General features: G+C 36.8%; 20 protein-coding genes, 1 pseudogene and 1 other annotated feature. Of the genes and pseudogenes, 16 read left to right on the top strand and 5 right to left on the bottom strand.

Annotated features, from left to right (window positions below; all coding sequences use genetic code 11):
• The 4 genes and pseudogenes from ACESM9_RS05665 to ACESM9_RS05680 all read left to right on the top strand — a co-directional run.
• Positions 1–376 (top strand): annotated as a pseudogene (locus ACESM9_RS05665) (ATP-NAD kinase); the annotation flags it as partial.
• Between the two features lie 22 nt (positions 377–398).
• A complete protein-coding gene (locus ACESM9_RS05670) occupies positions 399–1,697 on the top strand; it encodes a dihydrolipoamide acetyltransferase family protein (protein WP_372996166.1) in 1,299 nt (432 codons plus the stop codon).
• Between the two features lie 12 nt (positions 1,698–1,709).
• Entirely contained in the window at positions 1,710–3,101 is a 1,392-nt protein-coding gene (lpdA, locus tag ACESM9_RS05675; protein WP_372996168.1) for a dihydrolipoyl dehydrogenase, read from the top strand.
• 234 nt (positions 3,102–3,335) lie between these two features.
• Positions 3,336–4,052: an SIR2 family NAD-dependent protein deacylase gene (locus ACESM9_RS05680; protein ID WP_372996170.1), complete on the top strand. Its 717-nt coding sequence runs from the start codon at positions 3,336–3,338 to the stop codon at positions 4,050–4,052.
• Between the two features lie 99 nt (positions 4,053–4,151).
• Here ACESM9_RS05680 and ACESM9_RS05685 read toward each other — a convergent pair whose 3' ends face one another.
• Positions 4,152–4,508, bottom strand: coding sequence for a YggT family protein (locus tag ACESM9_RS05685; RefSeq protein WP_372996172.1), 357 nt, complete (start codon positions 4,506–4,508; stop codon positions 4,152–4,154).
• Between the two features lie 173 nt (positions 4,509–4,681).
• Between ACESM9_RS05685 and ACESM9_RS05690 the strand changes: the two genes are divergently transcribed.
• The 5 genes from ACESM9_RS05690 (at position 4,682) to ACESM9_RS05710 (ending at position 8,426) form a co-directional block, all read left to right on the top strand.
• The gene (locus ACESM9_RS05690; protein WP_372996174.1) at positions 4,682–5,095 is read left to right on the top strand and encodes a bacteriohemerythrin; all 414 of its coding nucleotides are present in this window, start codon (positions 4,682–4,684) and stop codon (positions 5,093–5,095) included.
• Between the two features lie 41 nt (positions 5,096–5,136).
• On the top strand, positions 5,137–6,102 hold the full coding sequence (locus ACESM9_RS05695; protein ID WP_372996176.1) for an AEC family transporter: 966 nt from the start codon (positions 5,137–5,139) through the stop codon (positions 6,100–6,102).
• Positions 6,103–6,266: 164 nt separating this feature from the next.
• Positions 6,267–6,491, top strand: coding sequence for a ferrous iron transport protein A (locus tag ACESM9_RS05700; RefSeq protein WP_372996178.1), 225 nt, complete (start codon positions 6,267–6,269; stop codon positions 6,489–6,491).
• Position 6,492: 1 nt separating this feature from the next.
• Positions 6,493–8,262 carry a ferrous iron transport protein B gene (gene feoB / locus ACESM9_RS05705; RefSeq protein WP_372996180.1) on the top strand — a complete coding sequence of 590 codons (1,770 nt, stop codon included), beginning with the start codon at positions 6,493–6,495 and terminating at the stop codon, positions 8,260–8,262.
• A 14-nt stretch (positions 8,263–8,276) separates the two neighbouring features.
• The gene (locus ACESM9_RS05710) at positions 8,277–8,426 is read left to right on the top strand and encodes a FeoB-associated Cys-rich membrane protein (protein WP_372996182.1); all 150 of its coding nucleotides are present in this window, start codon (positions 8,277–8,279) and stop codon (positions 8,424–8,426) included.
• Positions 8,427–8,473: 47 nt separating this feature from the next.
• On the opposite strand, the gene ACESM9_RS05715 is transcribed toward ACESM9_RS05710, so the two are convergent.
• Together ACESM9_RS05715 and ACESM9_RS05720 are read right to left on the bottom strand one after the other, a co-directional pair.
• A complete protein-coding gene (locus tag ACESM9_RS05715) occupies positions 8,474–8,776 on the bottom strand; it encodes a hypothetical protein (RefSeq protein WP_372996184.1) in 303 nt (100 codons plus the stop codon).
• Between the two features lie 173 nt (positions 8,777–8,949).
• Positions 8,950–9,501 carry an amidase domain-containing protein gene (locus tag ACESM9_RS05720; RefSeq protein WP_372996186.1) on the bottom strand — a complete coding sequence of 184 codons (552 nt, stop codon included), beginning with the start codon at positions 9,499–9,501 and terminating at the stop codon, positions 8,950–8,952.
• Positions 9,502–9,631: 130 nt separating this feature from the next.
• On the opposite strand from ACESM9_RS05720, the gene ACESM9_RS05725 reads away from it, so the two are divergent.
• Both ACESM9_RS05725 and glpK read left to right on the top strand, forming a co-directional pair.
• Positions 9,632–10,888 (top strand): cysteine desulfurase-like protein, encoded by a 1,257-nt coding sequence (locus ACESM9_RS05725; RefSeq protein WP_372996188.1) that lies wholly within the window; start codon positions 9,632–9,634, stop codon positions 10,886–10,888.
• A gap of 4 nt (positions 10,889–10,892) precedes the next feature.
• A complete protein-coding gene (gene glpK / locus ACESM9_RS05730) occupies positions 10,893–12,392 on the top strand; it encodes a glycerol kinase GlpK (protein WP_372996190.1) in 1,500 nt (499 codons plus the stop codon).
• 28 nt (positions 12,393–12,420) lie between these two features.
• Here glpK and ACESM9_RS05735 read toward each other — a convergent pair whose 3' ends face one another.
• Both ACESM9_RS05735 and ACESM9_RS05740 read right to left on the bottom strand, forming a co-directional pair.
• Positions 12,421–13,902 carry an AAA family ATPase gene (locus ACESM9_RS05735; protein WP_372996221.1) on the bottom strand — a complete coding sequence of 494 codons (1,482 nt, stop codon included), beginning with the start codon at positions 13,900–13,902 and terminating at the stop codon, positions 12,421–12,423.
• Positions 13,903–13,911: 9 nt separating this feature from the next.
• A complete protein-coding gene (locus ACESM9_RS05740) occupies positions 13,912–14,442 on the bottom strand; it encodes a hypothetical protein (protein WP_372996192.1) in 531 nt (176 codons plus the stop codon).
• Between the two features lie 129 nt (positions 14,443–14,571).
• Between ACESM9_RS05740 and ACESM9_RS05745 the strand changes: the two genes are divergently transcribed.
• The 5 genes from ACESM9_RS05745 to ACESM9_RS05765 all read left to right on the top strand — a co-directional run bounded on the left by ACESM9_RS05745 (position 14,572) and on the right by ACESM9_RS05765 (position 18,628).
• Positions 14,572–14,766 carry a DUF378 domain-containing protein gene (locus ACESM9_RS05745; protein ID WP_372996194.1) on the top strand — a complete coding sequence of 65 codons (195 nt, stop codon included), beginning with the start codon at positions 14,572–14,574 and terminating at the stop codon, positions 14,764–14,766.
• A gap of 166 nt (positions 14,767–14,932) precedes the next feature.
• Positions 14,933–15,979: a spermidine/putrescine ABC transporter ATP-binding protein gene (potA, locus tag ACESM9_RS05750; protein WP_372996196.1), complete on the top strand. Its 1,047-nt coding sequence runs from the start codon at positions 14,933–14,935 to the stop codon at positions 15,977–15,979.
• A complete protein-coding gene (locus ACESM9_RS05755) occupies positions 15,976–16,800 on the top strand; it encodes an ABC transporter permease (RefSeq protein WP_372996198.1) in 825 nt (274 codons plus the stop codon). The genes potA and ACESM9_RS05755 overlap by 4 nt, the downstream gene beginning before the upstream one ends.
• Entirely contained in the window at positions 16,794–17,585 is a 792-nt protein-coding gene (locus ACESM9_RS05760; RefSeq protein ID WP_372996201.1) for an ABC transporter permease, read from the top strand. The genes ACESM9_RS05755 and ACESM9_RS05760 overlap by 7 nt, the downstream gene beginning before the upstream one ends.
• A complete protein-coding gene (locus tag ACESM9_RS05765; RefSeq protein WP_372996203.1) occupies positions 17,582–18,628 on the top strand; it encodes a PotD/PotF family extracellular solute-binding protein in 1,047 nt (348 codons plus the stop codon). Before ACESM9_RS05760 ends, ACESM9_RS05765 begins: the two co-directional genes overlap by 4 nt.
• A gap of 93 nt (positions 18,629–18,721) precedes the next feature.
• Positions 18,722–18,953: a binding site (T-box leader), on the top strand.
• Positions 18,954–19,002: the final 49 nt, after the last annotated feature.

Consider the following 19,002-nt stretch of genomic DNA (forward strand, 5'->3'; position numbering starts at 1 on the left):
CAAGGTAGTGGTATCCAGGGCACATCCTGCTGCGATAGGTTTCTCAACCATAATAGGGAGCAAGCTAATAGTTGGAAAAGAGGATAATTTTGGGGCTGCTGTCAATGTGAATACAGGTAATAAGAAAGTATTGGTTCCAATAGCTGCCGGTACTATTAGAGAGATAATTGTAGACGAGCCTGAAATATTGGATTTGAATAAGAAAATGACATTTGAAGCTTCGGACAATGGAATAATCGCATTGGATGGTGAAAGAGAAATACCATTTAAGCCAGGAGATAGATTTGATATTGTTATAACACGAAATGGCCCTTATCGTGTAATTGTAGATAAAACATTAGAATACGCACAAAGAAGTGGTTTTTTCAATAGATAACATATGTAAAGGAGGCATATTGATGGCAAAAAGAATAATAATGCCTAAACTTGGTCTGACAATGAAAGATGGAAGAATTGCCAGGTGGTACAAAAAAGAAAATGACTTTGTAAAGGCAGGAGATATATTATTCAGCATTGAGACTGATAAACTCACGAATGATGTGGAATCAAAAGATGATGGAGTTCTTAGGAAGATAATAGCAAATGTTGGTGATGTAGTTCCTTGCTTAGATACAGTGGCTATTCTGGCAGACCCAGATGAAGATATATCAGATCTGCTGGCAGAAATAAGCCCGGCGAAAAAGGAACTTAATCAAACCTCTGCAGATGAAACTGCTGGACCAAAAGAGATGACAGGCAAAAAAGGAGAAAGAATAAACATTTCTCCTGTGGCTAAAAAATTAGCTGTGGAGCATGGTATAGATCCTTCAGAAATTAAAGGTACAGGTCCAAATGGAAGAATAGTACTGGAGGATGTTCAGAAACATATTGAAAGAAAGGAAAAGATTAAAGCAACACCGGCAGCTATTAAAGCAGCAGAAAAGCTGGATATTGATATCTCCATGATAGAAAAAGAGGATAGAATCAGAAAAGAGGATGTATATAAATATTACAGAGACAGAAAGCTGGACTACATGGCAGAACCTAAGGATGAAAGAGTTCCTATGAGTACCATGAGAAAGATAATTTCAGAAAGAATGTCTCATAGTTGGAGTACAGCACCAGTAGTCAATTATGACATAAGAGTAGACACAACCAGAATGAAAGAACTTAAAGAACAACTGAAGCCGAAAGCAAATATAACATATACGGATATGCTGGTTGCAATTGTATCAAGAGTCTTATTGGATTTCCCACTTCTTAATGGAACTATAGATGGTGAAGAAATGATACTTAGAAACTATGTCAACATGGGTGCTGCAGTTGCTCTTGAGGACGGTTTGATTGTACCGGTAATTAAACATAGCCATATTAAAGGCTTAAAGGAGATTTCAGATGAGATAAAGGATCTTTCATATAGAGCAAAAAATAATCAGCTTTTGGCTGAAGAAATAAGTGGTGGTACTTTTACCATAACAAATATAGGCATGTATGGAATAGAATCATTTACTCCTATAATCAATCAACCGGAATCAGCCATACTTGGTGTAAATGCCATTGTGGATACTCCAGTTGCAATTAACGGGAACATTGTCATTAAACCTCTAATGAACCTATCGCTTACAGCAGATCATAGGCTTGTGGACGGAGCAGTTGCTGCTAAATTTATGGCAAAATTTAAGGAATATATAGAGAATCCTGCATTGCTGCTGTTATAGGAGGATGAAAATATGAAAGTTGTTGTATTAGGGGGAGGACCAGGCGGATATGTATGCGCTATTAGAGCTGCTCAATTGGGAGCCGAAGTAACACTGGTAGAACAGCAGCATCTGGGAGGAACATGTCTGAATTCTGGCTGTATTCCAACAAAGGTGCTTCTCCATACTACAGAAATATATGACATGCTGAGAAAACAATCTGCGGATTTAGGTCTGAAAATGAATGATCTGGCACTGGAATGGAGTGCTGTGCAGTATAGAAAAGACATGATTGTTTCTCAACTGGTAGATGGGGTAAAAACAATATTGGAGACAAATCAAATCAATGTAATAATGGGAAAGGGAAGATTCATAACAAATAATGAATTGGAGGTAATTACAAAGGGCAAACAAAGGATAATTGTAGGTTTTGATAAGGCGGTTATTGCTACCGGATCTGAAACCATAAGGGTGCCAATCCCAGGAGCAGATTTGGAAGGAGTATTAACAAGTACAGAGGCCTTATCCCTGGAAAATGTACCGGAAAGTATTTGTATTATAGGCGGAGGGGTAATAGGCTGTGAATTTGCAAGTATATATTCTAGTGCAGGGTCAAAGGTTACCATAGTGGAAATGCTGCCTAATTTGATTGCCAACATGGATGAAGAAATTGTGGAGTGCTTGAAGAATCAGTTTTTTGAGTCCGGCATAGATATTTATACCAATGGAAAGGTAGAAAAAATAGAGAGACATGAAAACAAGCTGAAGGTTACTGTATCCACATCGTCGGGTACTAAGAATATAGTTGCTGAAAAGGTTTTGATATCTACAGGGAGAAAGCCGAATATCAGCCAAATTGGATTAGAAAATTTAGGTGTAGAGGCAGATAAAGGTTCCATATTAGTCGATAAATCAATGAAAACTAATGTTGATAACATATATGCCATAGGGGACTGTACGGGAGGCGTATTATTAGCACATGTTGCATCAGCTGAAGGAATTATTGCAGCAGAAAACATGATGGGCAAGTATACACCTATTGATTTTAAGACTATTTCCTACTGTGTATATACGAAACCTGAAATTGCTTCAGTTGGCTTGAATGAAAAGCAGGCATTAAAACAAGGCTACAACATCAAAGTAGGCAAATTCCCTCTTTATGCAAATGGAAAGTCAGTAATCAAGGGAGAAGTAAATGGATTAGTTAAGTTTGTCATCGATGAAGATACAGATGAGATTATTGGACTTCATATAGCGGGACCCAATGCAACTGAGCTTATTGCTGTAGGAGCAATGGCTATAAGATTAGAGGCAACACTCGATGAAATAATTTCAACAATTTATGCACATCCTACAGTCAGTGAATCAATACACGAAGCAGCACATGCAGTACACGGAAATGTAATACACATGCCAAGGCTGTAATTAGCCTCAGCTAAACAATTTCTCGTTCAAATTAATAAAAAACAGTGAGAGTCTTTTATTAATGCTTTAGCTCTCACTGTTTTCTTGTTTATGGGTAACCTTGCAGTGATTCAAGGGTAAACAAACTCAAAAGCTTTGCGTAGATAAATCCTTTATTATATATGCTATAATAAGAATACCAACAGAACCATTTTAGAGCCTAATTATAATTGAGTGAAAGGAAGACATCTTTTTATGGATAACGGAGATTTAAATCAATTAGCTTCGTGGATAAAGGAATCAAAATACACTGTGGTTTTGACTGGAGCAGGAATGTCTACAGAAAGCGGAATTCCAGACTTTCGATCCTCAAAGGGTTGGTGGAGGAACATAGATCCAAGAGAAGTAGCTTCAAAATTTGCACTGGATAATCAATATGAGTTGTTCAGAGATTTCTATATCATGCGAATCAATGGACTAAAAAACTGTAAACCAAATAAAGGACATATAATATTAGCCCACTGGGAAAAACGAGGTTTAGTAGATTCAATTGCTACTCAGAATGTTGATAGATTCCACCAGGAAGCGGGCAGCGATAATGTGTATGAGCTCCACGGAAATATAAGAACTATTAGATGTGAGGAATGTGCTGCTGGAGCAGAACTGGAAGAATTCGTGGGAAAAAAACCCTGCCGAAAATGTGGAGGCAGACTCAGACCAAATGTAGTGCTATTTGGAGAATCATTACCTCATGATGCATTCAATAATACTATAAAAGCCATAAGCAAAGCAGACTTGGTGATAGTCATAGGAACAAGTCTTCAGGTGTATCCAGTGAACCAGTTGCCTGAGCTGTGCAAAGGTAAAAAAGTATATATCAATATGGATGTGGATAGTAAGCATAATCAGTTTGACTTGATAATAAAAGGAAGTTCCGGAGAAATCTTATCTAGTGTAAACATGTTGTTATAGGAAAAAAGAGTTGTTATATTTATTACACACTTTAGCAAAACCTTAGCTCACAAATCAATGTAAGGATAAGTTTCAGGTTATAACATATTCTCAGCTATTCTAACTACCATCCTTTTCTGCTTTTATTCTAATGAGGCCAACTATGCCCCAGGCTATGACAGCATAGACTATCATAGCAATCAATGTGGAAGGCTCTAAGACAGATTTTGCAGCGAGACCCTGGGATACGAAGGAATAGAATATTCCAGTAAAGGGGGCTATGAATATACCAGCCATGGAATATAGAAAAGATACAAATCCATTGTTCGGATTGGCACCTAAAAGCTTAAACAAAAATCGAAACAAGAGTAGAACTTCAATAAGTCCTAGAATGTAGTAAATGGAATGTTTAGTTTTTATGAACCATATCGGTTTGTTTGAGTCTATACTTTTATTTCTATCTCTATATTCATTCATATTTTTCTCTGCGCTCCTTTAATATTCTAAATATAGTATTTTCAATTACAATAAGAATATGTAAAAGAGAAAGCTAGAAACTTTATATTTCATATGTTGTCATTTTTTAGTATTTGATGTAGAATGATGATAATAATCAATTGGAATATTGTTGGTATCGAGGAGGTGTAGATATGTTTGAATGGAAAGATATATATAGTGTAAACGTGCCAGAAATAGATAAACAGCATAGAGAACTTTTCAGGATAGGAGGACAAATAGCCGATCTTGTGCTTGCAAAGGATGATTATGATCATTTCGATGAGATAATGATCATTTTGAATCAGTTGAAGGATTATACCCTCTATCACTTTCAATATGAGGAAAAGTTAATGGAGAAGTATGGTTACGAAGAAACCGACTTTCATAAGATTGAACATCTTTTCCTGACAAAAAAGATCCAGAAATTTGAGGATCAGGATTTAGATGAAAAACAGGGTGAAGCTGTTGTTGAATTGGTCACTTTTATTTCTGACTGGATATCAGGCCATATATTGAAAAGCGATATGAAATACAAGGATTTTTTTAATAAAGTTATGAAGGATTAATTGTTACGACGATAATATTTACTAAAAAAAGGAAGACTTAAATGAATGTATTTTTATTTATATTAAAAAACAATATTATTCCAATATTTGCTCTGGTAGCATTGGGTTTTCTTATTAGCAAGAAGTATGACTTAAACGTAAACACTTTATCAAAGCTGATATTCTATATTTTTACGCCTAGTTTTATTTTTGTTTATATCTATAATGCAGAGATTCACATGGAAATGCTAAAGATTACACTAATAGCTGCAATAATCCTTGTGATTAATATGCTTTTTGCGACTTTAGTATCGAAGATTAGGGGCTATAGTGTAGGGATGAAAAACGCCTTTGCCAATTCCATAATGTTTTACAATTCTGCTAACATAGGAATCCCATTGATAACCCTGGTGTTTAGCAGTGAGCCCTTTGTAATTAATGGTGAAACACCATATCTCAATACAGCTATTGCAGCTCAGCTTATGATTTTGATGTTTCAAAATTTATCTGTTCATACAATTGGATTCATAAATGCAGCTAGAGCTAAAAACCACTGGAAGGATTCAGTGGCAAAAGTTTTTAGAATGCCTATTATATACTCAATAACTCTAGCTTTTATATTTAAGTTCTCAAATTATGATTTAACCAGGTTTCCTCTATGGCCTTCATTGAATTATGCAGCCAACGCTTTAGTAGCAGTAAACTTAATTGCATTAGGAGTGCAACTAGCCAAAACCCGTTTCAGATTAACTAACAAAGATGTATATCTATCGTGTTTGATAAGGTTAGTGATTGGACCAATATTGGCTATAACTTTAGTCTATTTATTCCAATTGAAAGGTATAATTGCTCAAGTTGCAATGATATCCTCATCAGTGCCTACGGCAGTAAACACAGCTCTTATTGCTGTAGAATATGATAATTTTCCGGATTTCGCTTCTCAAACTGTTATGATATCTACTCTCTTAAGTGCTGTTAGTCTAGCTTTTGTTATATATTTTGCAAGAGTATTATTCCCTGCATTTTAGCTAAGCTAAGATTTTCATAAACTATGTAATATAGAATGATTTAAGTACTGTATTTTATAAAATACAGTACTTATTTTTAGCTAAATAGTATTGACAATCAATCTCAATTAGAATACTATTATAGTATACCGACTGAGAATGATTATCATTAGGAGGACGAGATTATGAGCTTATGTGATTTGAAACCAGGACAATATGGATATATTCATTGTATAAAAGGGGATCCTAAATTGGCTAAAAGGCTTTTGGCTTTAGGATGTATCGAAGGCACTCCAGTAAAAGTGAAACTTTGTGCTCCTTTAGGAGATCCTATAGTGATCAATTTTCGAGGATTTGACCTTGCAATTAGGAAGAATGATGCAAAAAACATACTTTTAAAGGAGGCATAGGATGTTAACAGCAGCTTTATTGGGTAATCCTAATGTTGGCAAAACAACTCTTTTCAACTATCTTACCGGCTCCAACCAATATGTAGGCAACTGGCCTGGAGTTACTGTGGAGAAAAAAGAAGGATTCATTGAAGATAAAATAAAAATAGTTGATTTACCTGGTATATACGCATTGGATACCTATTCAAATGAAGAAAAGATTTCCAAGGAGTTCTTGGAAAAGGGTGGAGTAGATGTAATCGTAAATATTGTTGATGCTTCATCTTTGAACAGAAATTTGTACTTAACACTACAATTGAAACAATTCAATAAGCCTATTATTTTGGTTCTTAACATGATAGATGTAGCTAAATCGAAGGGAATAAGAATCGATTATGAAAAACTAGCAAGTAAGCTGGGTGTTATTGTTATTCCCATATCAGCATCTAAAGGCATAGGGATAGAAGAAGTGAAAAAACTGCTAAAAGGCGGTAATTTTTTTAGCCCACTAAATGAGAATCATTATCATTACACGGATGATGAGAAGGAGAATTATAAATTTATTGAGGAAGTTCTTGCTGAAGCCTTAGTGAAAGAAAAAGATGAAGGCATCACTATAGGAGAGAGGATTGACTCGATTGTTTTGAATAAGTTTTTGGCTTACCCTTTGTTCCTTTTTATATTATATATAATTTTCAAGTTTACATTTACTTGGGTTGGTCAACCCCTATCAGATGCTATGGATGAGTATGTCTTAGGAGGCATAGTGTCTATACTGGAGACTCTACTGCAAAACAGCAGTCACTGGTTCGCTTCTTTGATAATAGACGGCATAGTTGGAGGAGTAGGTGCAGTCATCGTGTTCCTTCCAATAGTAATGACCTTGTTTTTGGGAATATCCTTCCTTGAGGATAGCGGATATATGGCTAGAGCAGCTTTCATAATGGATAGAATCATGAGAAAGATAGGTTTATCAGGTAAAGCCTTTATACCCTTTATAATTGGATTTGGATGTTCAGTGCCGGGTATTATGTCTGCAAGAACTTTGGAAAGTGAAAAGGACAGAAAGCTAACAGCTTTATTGGTTCCCCTCATGTCTTGTAATGCAAGATTACCAGTTTATGCCCTCTTCGCAAGCATATTTTTCCCAGGCAATGAATCATCCATCACCTTTTCACTGTACTTATTAGGTGTTGCTATAGCAATTTTAATCGGTATACTTTTTAAGAATACAATATTTAAAAAGGATGAGGAACCTTTTATTATAGAACTCCCGGAGTACAAGATGCCGGAAATTAAAAACCTCATGATGAATACATGGGAAAAAGGAAAAGGATTTTTGAAAAAGGCGGGGACTATAATATTCTCTATGTCTGTAATCATATGGTTTTTATCTAATTTTAACTTTAACGGTATGACGGATATGGAAAGCAGCTTTTTAGCTTATATAGGCGGTATAATAGCACCAGTATTTAAACCTATGGGCTACGGCACATGGCAAAGTTCAGTAGCATTATTGACAGGGCTTATGGCAAAGGAAGTGGTTGTAAGTACCATGGGCGTCATATATGGTGTAGATTTGCACAATTTGCTGCTTCAGCATTTTACACCCATAGCAGCTTATAGCTACCTTGTATTCATATTATTGTATACACCCTGCATATCAGTAATAGCTGTCATGCGTAAGGAGTTCGGCAATAAGATGATGGCATTTTCAGTATTGTATCAGCTGTTATTAGCTTGGATTGCATCCTTTATTGTATATAATGTAGGCAGCCTTATATTTGGTTAAGGGAGGGGATATATATGGAAATAATAATTACTGTAGGTATAGTTGTATTAGCAGCTTATATTTTCTACAGGAGCACTAAGAAAAGGACTAAAGGTGAATGCGAATGCGGGAGCTGCTCCTCCCACTGCCCACTATATGAGAAACAAAAGAATAGCAGTAAATGATTAAATGATAAATGCCTATGAGGAATTAAGCCTTATAGGCATTTCATCTATCCCAAGAATTCTGGATCTACCGTATGGTCGGAGCGAATTGCCTTTTGAAGAATGGTCATAGAAACCCCTTTTGTGCCTTCGTTGAAATCACAGGGGAATTTGGTTTTACATTTTTCACACTCTAAATATTCCTTAGAATCCACCTGTTCTCTATTGTCGAATAGAAAAGGCAGAAATTCATCTTCATTTTCACTTCCTGGGGCATCATTATCAATTCTATAAGAATAGATGTAAGAAGCTTGAAATCTTGCTACAAACTCATCGTTTCCGCATATAGGGCATGTTATTTTACTACTCATTAGCGCTTTACCTCTTTTCATGAGACTAATTTCCAATATAACTCATATGAAAGTATAGACTACATTTATGTTAACTTTTCGTCGTGGGTTTAAATAAAGGCTTTAATCATCGTTGAATATACAATAGAAGCCTTTATTATTATCTCAATAGGAGTTGATTAGTATTCATATTATCAAATCCTTATTTTCATGTAATGGTATCTAGGATTCAGCCAGGGCTTTAGATAGGGTATATCCCGCGCTTCATAGGTGTGCTGGGATACCAGTGTTGCAATTGGTGAAAAGCCTGTCACAATGGTTGAGTGGAAAATAATTCCTCCCTGGTTTTCATAAAATATCAGATCACCTAGTTCAAGGGTTGATACATTGCTAACTTCCTGACCTTTCACTCCATTTGTATTGGCTTCATTATTAACTTTTAGGGTCCAATAAAGGGAGTGAGCCACAGCCCAGGATACAGACCATCTATCATCTGCAGTATCACTGGTGCCGGATTTGTTGTACCACCAGGCATGTTCGCCTGTATATGTCATCGGTGCTCCGCCGGCAAGAAGGCATTGAGAAATAAAGTTTGTACAGTCTCCTCCAAGGGTTTCGTAGACATTAAAATATTTGAAGCTGGGGTTAGGGGATAGAGCATAGGTTCTTGCATATTCTACAGCCTGAGTTCGGTTATATTTGTTTTGCCTTTTCAAAACTATAAACACCTCCCACGCATTAATCATATACTATCAGTTTATGTGCACCATATTTGGAAGGTTCATAGACCTTAATATGGCTTGTGCTATGGATTTTGTATCAGTTAAACGATATAATTATATTGAACATTCAAAAAATTATATAGGAGGTAGCTTTATGAAGTACGATGTTGAGGCTATTAGAAAGCAGTTTCCTGCTATGGAGAGAAAGATTAACGGATATCCTGCAGCATATTTGGATGGTCCGGGAGGAACACAGGTACCTCAGAGGGTTATTGATAAAGTGGTTGATTATCTTACATGGCATAATTGTAATATTCATGGAGCATTTGCAACCAGTATAGAGACTGATAATATGCTATTGGAAACAAGAAAAGCCTTTGCAGACTTTTTTGGCTGCTCTTGGGAAGAAGTTTCATTTGGAGCAAATTCCACAACAATAAACTTCAATCTTGCAGGTGCTATAGCAAGAGATCTTAAACCAGGAGATGAAGTTGTAATAACTGACATGGATCATGAATGCAATAGAGGACCATGGGAAATATTGGAGGAAAGAGGTATCATAGTACATAATGTAAAAGTTGACATAGAAAACTGTATTATTGATATGGAAGATTATAAGAGCAAGTTGAACAAAAAAACAAAGGTTGCTGCCTTTAACTATGCTTCCAATGGTGTTGGAACCATAAGCGATGTGAAAAAAATGGTGGCTATGGCTCATGAGGTAGGGGCAATAGCAATAGTTGATGCGGTTCACTATGCACTCCATGGACCTATAGATGTAAAGAACTTGGATGCTGATTTCCTATTCTGTTCCGCATATAAATTCTTTGGTCCCCATGTTGGAGTTCTATATTCTAAGAAGGAGAAACTGGAAGAACTCAGAACTTTAAGAGTTAAAGAACAGGAAGATTTTGCACCATATAAATTTGAGACAGGCACTCTGAACCACGAAGGCATAGCAGGCGCTGCAGAAGCAGTAGAGTTTATTGCTTCCATAGGAGAAGAATATGGCAGTGAGTTTGATAAAGAACTGGCTCATTTATCCGGCAGAAGAAAAAATGTGGTTGCGGGAATGATGACTTTAGAGGCTTATGAGCAACCTATAACAGAATATTTCATTGATGAGTTGAATAAGATACCTGGAGTAAAGATTTATGGACCTCCAAAAGGATATCCTAGAACATCTACAGTATCATTCACATTGAAAAATAAATCTCCAAAAGAGGTTGCTGAATATCTTGGCGAAAAAGGCATATTCGTATGGGACGGAGATTTCTTTGCCTCCAAGCTTGTGAGAGTTTTAGGTCTAAGAGAAAGTGGTGGATTAGTTCGTGTAGGTTTGGCACCATATAACACTCTGGAAGAGATTGACAGGACTTTGGAGGCTGTCAGAGAGTTGGCAGTGAAGTAGGCTTATGGATAAAGATTATATTATATCATTAGATCAGGGTACCACCAGCTCCAGAGCAATACTTTTTGATATTAAGAAAAAATGCATAATCGGGATGAAAAATAAGCCTTTTGCCCAGATTTATCCTAAACCTGGCTATGTGGAACATAATCCTGAAGAGATTTGGGAAGGCCAGCTGGAGGTTATGAAAGCCGTCATAGAAGAAGCTGGAATCTCTTATGATGATATTGCTTCCATAGGAATTGCAAATCAAAGAGAGACGGTGGTGGTATGGGATAGAAATACTGGAAAGCCCATATATAACGCTATTGTATGGCAGTGCAGGAGAACTGCGGATATATGTGAAAGGCTGAAGAAAGAGAGATTAGAAGACATTATAAAGGAGAAGACAGGGCTTGTCGTTGATGCCTATTTTTCTGGTACTAAGATTCAGTGGATACTGGATAATGTGGGAGGAGCCAAAGAAAAAGCTCAAAGGAATGAACTTATGGCAGGCACCATTGACAGTTGGCTTATATGGAAGCTTACGGGAGGGAAGGTTCATGTCACTGATTATACCAATGCTTCCAGAACAATGCTGTTTAATATAAAAAGTCTGAAATGGGACGAAGAACTTCTCGAGTATATGAATATACCCATATCAATGATGCCTTCGGTTGTGTCTTCATCTGGGAGGATAGCTTATACAGATGAAAGTGTTGTGGGAGGAAAAATACCTATAAGCGGTGTAGCCGGTGACCAGCAGGCTTCATTGTTCGGTCAGGCCTGTTTTGATGTGGGTTGTGCCAAAAATACATATGGCACAGGCTGTTTTATACTGATGAATATAGGTGATAAGCCGGTCAGCTCGAAAAACAATCTTATTACAACCATAGCCTGGGTTATAGGGGATGAAGTAAAATATGCCTTGGAAGGCAGTGTGTTTAATGCAGGATCCACAATCCAATGGATAAGAGATGAGATGGGATTGATTAAGGCCTCTGCAGAATCACGCATCGAGGCTGAGAAGGTTAAAGATACCAATGGAGTATACCTTGTGCCTGCTTTTACAGGTCTGGGAGCACCCTATTGGGATATGTATGCCAGAGGTGCTGTCTTGGGTATTACGAGAGGTACAAAAAGAGAACATTTGATAAGAGCGGCCTTGGAATCCATAGCCTATCAGAGCATGGATATACTGGAAGTAATGAAACTAGATTCGGGCATAGATCTTAAGGAGCTTAAGGTTGATGGTGGAGCAAGCGCCAATGATTTTCTAATGCAATTCCAAGCAGATATGCTTAATATAAACATAAAGAGGCCTATCATTACAGAGACCACTGCACTGGGTGCTGCCTACCTTGCCGGCTTAGGTGAAGGAGTATGGAAGAGCAAAGAAGAGTTAAGCAAAGATTGGTCCTTGGATAAGCTGTTTGCTCCAAAGATGGAAAGCCGGGAAAGAGAAGAAAAGTACTCTGGATGGAAAAAAGCTGTATCAAAATCCCTTGCCTGGGAAGAACCATAGAAAGAAAAAAGCTGCTTAGATATTGATTCTAAGCAGCTTTTTTACTGATTAAAGCTCTCAATTCATCACCTGATAGGGTTTCCTTATCCAATAATTCTTCTGTTATTCTTTGCAAAATTTCAATATTTTTATTTAGTAATTCTAGTGTACTTTTTTCTATATCCCTCAGGATAGAAGATATGGTTTCATGGAGTTTATCCTTTGGCAAATCCTCAGTGGATATTATACCTAATTCAGACATGCCACCATAAATTATATGGCGAGCAAGATCAGAAGCATGCTGAAAATCACTGGAAGCACCTGTGCTTCTGGACCCGATAAGAACTTCTTCCGCTATGGCTCCTGCCAGCGATACTGCTATTCTTCCTTTCAAATAGTCATAGGTATATAGAAACATGTCATCCTCTTGAGTATTGCGTACATAACCTAGCGCGTTACTTCTGGATGCCACATTCACACTGGCTACTGAATTAGGAAACAATAGTTCACCTACTAAAGCATGTCCTGATTCATGCACTGCTATTCTTTTCTTCTCATCAGCGCAGGGGAGCCTATCCAACTTCTCTCCCATCATCACCTTTTCGATGGCATTTTTGAAATGAACAGAAGTTATAAGCTGTGAATTTTCACGCATGGCTAAGATGGCTGCTTCATTGGCAACGCTTTCTAGCTGGGCACCGGAAAAACCAAATGTATCCTTTGCTATAGATTCTATATCAACATCTGGAGACAAAGGTTTATTTCTAGTATGAAGCTTCAATATGTGAGCTCTTCCTTTTTTATCCGGCAAATCCACTTTTACTATACGATCAAAGCGGCCTGGACGTAAAAGGGCTGAATCCAACATGTCTGAACGGTTGGTAGCACCTATTATAAGAACCTTTACATCATCATCGGATGATATTCCGTCCATTTGGACCAGAAGCTCGTTGAGGGTCTGATCATGTTCCTGATGGCTATGATTTTGCCCTCTTTTTCCTCCCAAAACTTCAATTTCATCAATAAAGATAACTGCGCTATGCTTGTTTAATTTTCTAGCAGCCTGCTTTGCTTGATCAAACAATTGCCTTACTCTTTTGGCTCCTACACCTACATACATTTCTACGAACTCAGAACCACTGGCAGATAGGAATACAGAATTGGTATGCTGGGCTGCTGCCTTTGCCAGCAATGTCTTTCCTGTGCCAGGAGGTCCGTTTAGCAATATACCCTTCAGAGGTCTTATACCCATGGATTTTATCTTGTCATTGTTTTTAATGAATTCGAGAGCCTCGCAAAGCTCATTCTTGGCTACTTCCTGTCCACCAATATCATCAAAAGAAATAAGGCTTTCCTTCTTGCCTTCTTTGACAGAAATATTCTTTACTTTAATAAGCTGTCCGCCGGTAATAAAATATAATGCAGTTGCAAAACCAATAAAGAATATGAGGGGCAATATATCAATTCCAATCATAGCTAAAAAAACAGCTATTCCTGCTGCTAATCCTATTATAATCTCTTTATGCTTCATTATCATTCATCACCTGCCCTCTGATTGTCTGGATACAAGCTTGTACAAGGCATTATCTCCCTTGGCTATATGAATATAAATATACTTATCATCAATAGATATGTTGGCAACAGAATCAACTGTCTCTGCTAGTTCCTGGCTTTTTTCCACAAGGCTTGGGAAGCTTCCGTCTATTAATGATTTTTCTACATATAGACTTATATCAGAATAAAGATTTTCCAATTCTTCAGTTTCGTTTCCATTTATATCTATTTCATAAGCTTTACCCTTCAAAGCCTGTACTACTTTTTCGTTAATTTTTGTATAGGTTTTTGGAAAGTTGGAAACACTACTTAAGGATATGGCAATGTTAATGGGTTCATGGACTTTAGTAGGTTTATCCACAACTACACTTTGAACTCCATTTATGCTCATAAGTTCCTTGTTCAAAGGCATGGTTATTGAATAATTTTGCCAAAGGATTCGTACTCCATATAATATGAGCAAAGTAGCTGCAAAGGCTAAAATGCCCTTAAACAATTTTGCGGCTTTTATATTCATAATCCACCTCCATGTTTACATAATATTATAACATGGTTTTATACTGTGGACTAATGACAAATATTTGAATAGATACATCTATGTTGATTAAAAATACTAAATAGGACAGTCGGAAAGAAGGTGAATTGATTGGATAGACTTTCATTGGTATTAGTAATAATAGGAGCTCTAAATTGGCTCTTGGTAGGCTTATTTCAATTTGACCTTGTAGCAGCACTGTTTGGCGGACAGGAAGAAGTGCTTAGCCGTATTATATATACAGTGGTGGGTTTAGCTGGATTGTGGTCCATAAGCTTGCTTTTCAGAGAACGTCACAATGCCTAGTCAAGGCCTCCCAAAAGGGAGGTTTTTTCATATACTAAAACATTGATATTCCTGCTGTTCACGCATATATAAATCATTAAATTATTTATATTGACTTTACATTAGCAATGTGATAAAAATACATTGTTATAATAATTCTAATTTGATAATAATGGAGGAAGATAAATTGCATGAGGAAATTATCAGATTGGTCAATGTATCAAAAAGCTTTGACGATCAGCAGGTGTTACAGGATATAAATCTTAGTATAGGAAGAAATGAATTTGTGACTCTATTGGGTCCAAGCGGTTGTGGTAAGACAACTACACTAAGGATAATCGGGGGCTTTGAAATAGCGGATACAGGTGATGTTATTTTTGAAGGAAAAAAGATTAACAATCTTCCTCCCTACAAAAGAAACCTGAATACGGTATTTCAAAGATATGCTTTATTTACCCACATGAATGTGTATGAGAATATCGCCTTTGGATTGAAGATCAAGAATATGGATAAAAAAGACATAGATAGAAAGGTAAAAGAAGTTCTTAGACTGGTGAATCTAAGCGGCTACGAAAAAAGAGAGATAAATTCTCTAAGCGGAGGCCAGCAGCAGAGAATAGCTATTGCAAGAGCTTTGGTAAATGAGCCTCAGGTTCTACTATTGGATGAACCTCTAGGGGCTCTTGATTTGAAGCTAAGAAAGGACATGCAGTTAGAGCTGAAGAAGATACAGCAGAGTCTAGGTATAACATTTATTTATGTAACCCATGACCAGGAAGAAGCATTAACCATGTCAGATACCATAGTTGTTATGAAAGATGGAAGGATTCAACAGATAGGGACTCCTCAGGATATATATAATGAACCTGTAAATGCTTTTGTAGCAGACTTCATTGGCGAAAGCAATATTATTGACGGAGTAATGGTTAAAGACTATTATGTGGAATTTGCAGGAAGCGGATTCGAGTGTGTAGACAAAGGTTTTGAGCCTAATGAAAATGTTGATGTAGTCATTAGACCAGAAGACATAAAACTGGTACCTGCTGAAGAAGGTATGATTGAAGGTGTGGTAGAATCAGTTATCTTCAAGGGAGTACATTATGAAATGATTATATATGGTAGAGGATTGCGCTGGATGGTGCACAGCACCATGATGGAACCGGTCAATACCAAGGTAGGGATGAAAATAACACCCTATGATATTCATATAATGAAGAAGGTGACTGAAGAATGAAAAAGCACCTGATGGCATATCCTTATGCATTATGGATATTGATTTTTATAATAGTACCTTTGGCATTAATCCTTTTTTATAGTGTTTTTTCCATTGATGCTGAAGGGATACATTTTACTCTTGAGCATTTTAGAAGAGTATTTGAACCTATTTACTTGGCTGTGTTCTTTCGTTCAATAAAGATTGCAGCTATAAGTACCGCAATTTGTCTTATATTAGGGTATCCAATGGCTATGATATTGGCTAGCAAGAATCTAAGCAAAAAAAGCCTTCTGGTAGTTTTATTCGTCATTCCCATGTGGATGAATTTCCTTGCCAGAACCTATGCCTGGATGACTCTATTAGAAAAAAATGGGCTTATAGCAACAATTATGGAGTTTTTTGGGGTAGAGCTGCCTTCTTTGTTATATACTGAAAACACAGTTATTTTAGGTATGGTGTATAATTTTTTGCCTTTTATGGTGCTGCCCATATACTCTGTATTGGTAAAAATTGATAAGGCTGTATTAGAGGCAGCAGAGGACTTAGGGGCGACTCCTATAATAGTCTTTAGGAGAGTGATATTTCCCTTGAGCCTCCCTGGTGTTTCTTCAGGAATAATAATGGTATTCATGCCTGCCCTCACCACATTTGTAATATCAAGGCTTTTAGGTGGGGCTCATTTTACCCTTATTGGGAACCTGATAGAACAACAGTTTTTAACCACCATGGATTGGGGCTTCGGCTCTGCCCTATCCGTTGTGCTGATGCTAATGATTATGGTCAGCATGGGTGTGGCCATGCGATATGAAAAAGAAAATGAGGGGGGCGGCTTATGGTGAAAACAGCATTAAAGAGAATATACACTTTTTTGATATTTTTATTCTTGTATGCCCCTATAATAGTATTAATAGTATTTTCCTTTAACGAATCAAAATCAAGAGCTCATTGGACAGGTTTTACCTTTAAATGGTATGTGGAAATGTTTAAGGACCAGCAGATTATGACATCCTTATACTACACAGTAACCATTGCTTTGGCGGCCTCAGTAATTGCAACAATATTAGGAACTATAGCAGCTATAGGAATTCACTATATGAAAAAGCTACCCAGAACAATAATGACAAATTTGACCTACTTGCCGGTATTGAACCCGGATATAGTGACAGGAATATCTTTGATGCTGCTATTTATACTGGTAAAGTTTCCTAGAGGATTTTTTTCTATGCTTTTAGCGCATATTACATTTAACCTGCCATATGTTATACTATCGGTGATGCCTAAGCTTAAGCAATTGGATAATCATCTCTATGATGCTGCATTGGATTTAGGTGCTACGCCAGGCTATGCCTTTAGAAAGGTTATTTTGCCACAGATTGCACCGGGCATATTTACTGGATTTTTGTTAGCTATGACCATGTCTATAGATGATTTTGTAATAAGCTTTTTCACAACGGGACCCGGAGTTTCAAATCTGGCAATAACCATTTATTCAATGGCCAGAAAAGGTGTTAGTCCTAAAATTAATGCTGTTTTAAGCATTTTATTTGCAGGAGTAATTTTAATGCTTCTGATAATAAATAATAGAATGTCCAGGGATAATGGAAGAAAGGAGAATGCAGTATGAAAAAAATATTAAAAGCTTTACTAGCACTTGCTCTTGCAATTTCAATGGTTCTCAGTTTGTCAGGCTGCGGGGGAGAAAAAAGAACCCAGCTTAAAGTTTACAACTGGGGGGACTATATAGATCAATCCATCTTAGAGGAATTTGAGGAAAAATATAATATCGATGTGATATATGACGAGTTTGCTACCAATGAAGAAATGTATGCTAAGATAAAAGCTGGCGCCAGTGATTATGATATATTGATTCCGTCTGATTATACAATAAAGAGAATGATAGATGAGGATATGCTCCATAAAATAGACATGAACAATGTTCCCAATTATAAATATATCGGTGAGAGGTTCAAAAACCTTGCCTTTGACCCGAACAACGAATATTCAGTACCTTATATGTGGGGTACGGTAGGTATACTGTATAACAAAACCATGGTAAAAGAGCCTGTGGACAGTTGGAAGGTTCTTTGGGATGACAAATACAGCAAACAGATATTGATGCTTGACAGTTTGAGAGATTCTATAGGAATAACCCTAAAGATGCTTGGTTATTCATTAAATACCAAAAATGATAATGAGTTAAATGAGGCCAAGGATGCTCTAATAAAACAAAAACCTTTGGTGTTAGCATATGTAGGCGATGAAGTAAAAGACAAGATGATCGGTGGGGAAGCAGCTTTGGCAGTGGTATGGTCAGGAGATGCGGTTTACATGAAGAGAGAGAATCCCGATTTGGAGTATGTGATTCCAAAAGAAGGTTCAAACATATGGTTTGACTCCATAGTTATTCCAAAGACCAGTCAGCATAAGAAAGAAGCTGAGTTATTCATAAATTTCCTTTGTGAACCTGAAATTGCATATAGAAATGCAGATTATATAGGTTATTCTACGCCTCATACTGAGGCAATGAAGATGCTTCCTGAGGATATTACTTCTGATAAGTCTGCCTATCCAGGGGAAGGGGACTTGGTAAACAGCGAGGTATTCGAGGACTTGGCAGACTCATTGGTAAAATACGACAGGATATGGACAGAAGTTAAAGCTCAATAAAACAAAAATATTTTTTAAAATACTATTGACAGTAACGATTTTTTATGATAAATTAGTTACCATAATTCCGATTTAAGAATTTTTATACAGAATATAAAGATGATGACGAAGAGAAAAATATTCAGGATTTAGTTACAGAGAGCTGCTGGTTGGTGCAAAGCAGTACTAATGGGATATATAATGATCACTTCTGAGTCGCATGGCTGAAAGAAAGTAAGTCATGACGGATTGACAAACGTTACATTGTCAGGGTTTGATAGAACCTGTTGAGATTATTGCTATACGCAATAAAATAGAGTGGTACCGCGTTTACAACGCCTCTATATGTATATCCATACATATAGAGGTTTTTTTATACACTTTTTTATATATTT

Origin of the sequence: Lutispora sp. (assembly GCF_041687175.1) — a bacterium.
Taxonomy (GTDB): Bacteria; Bacillota; Clostridia; order Lutisporales; family Lutisporaceae; genus Lutispora.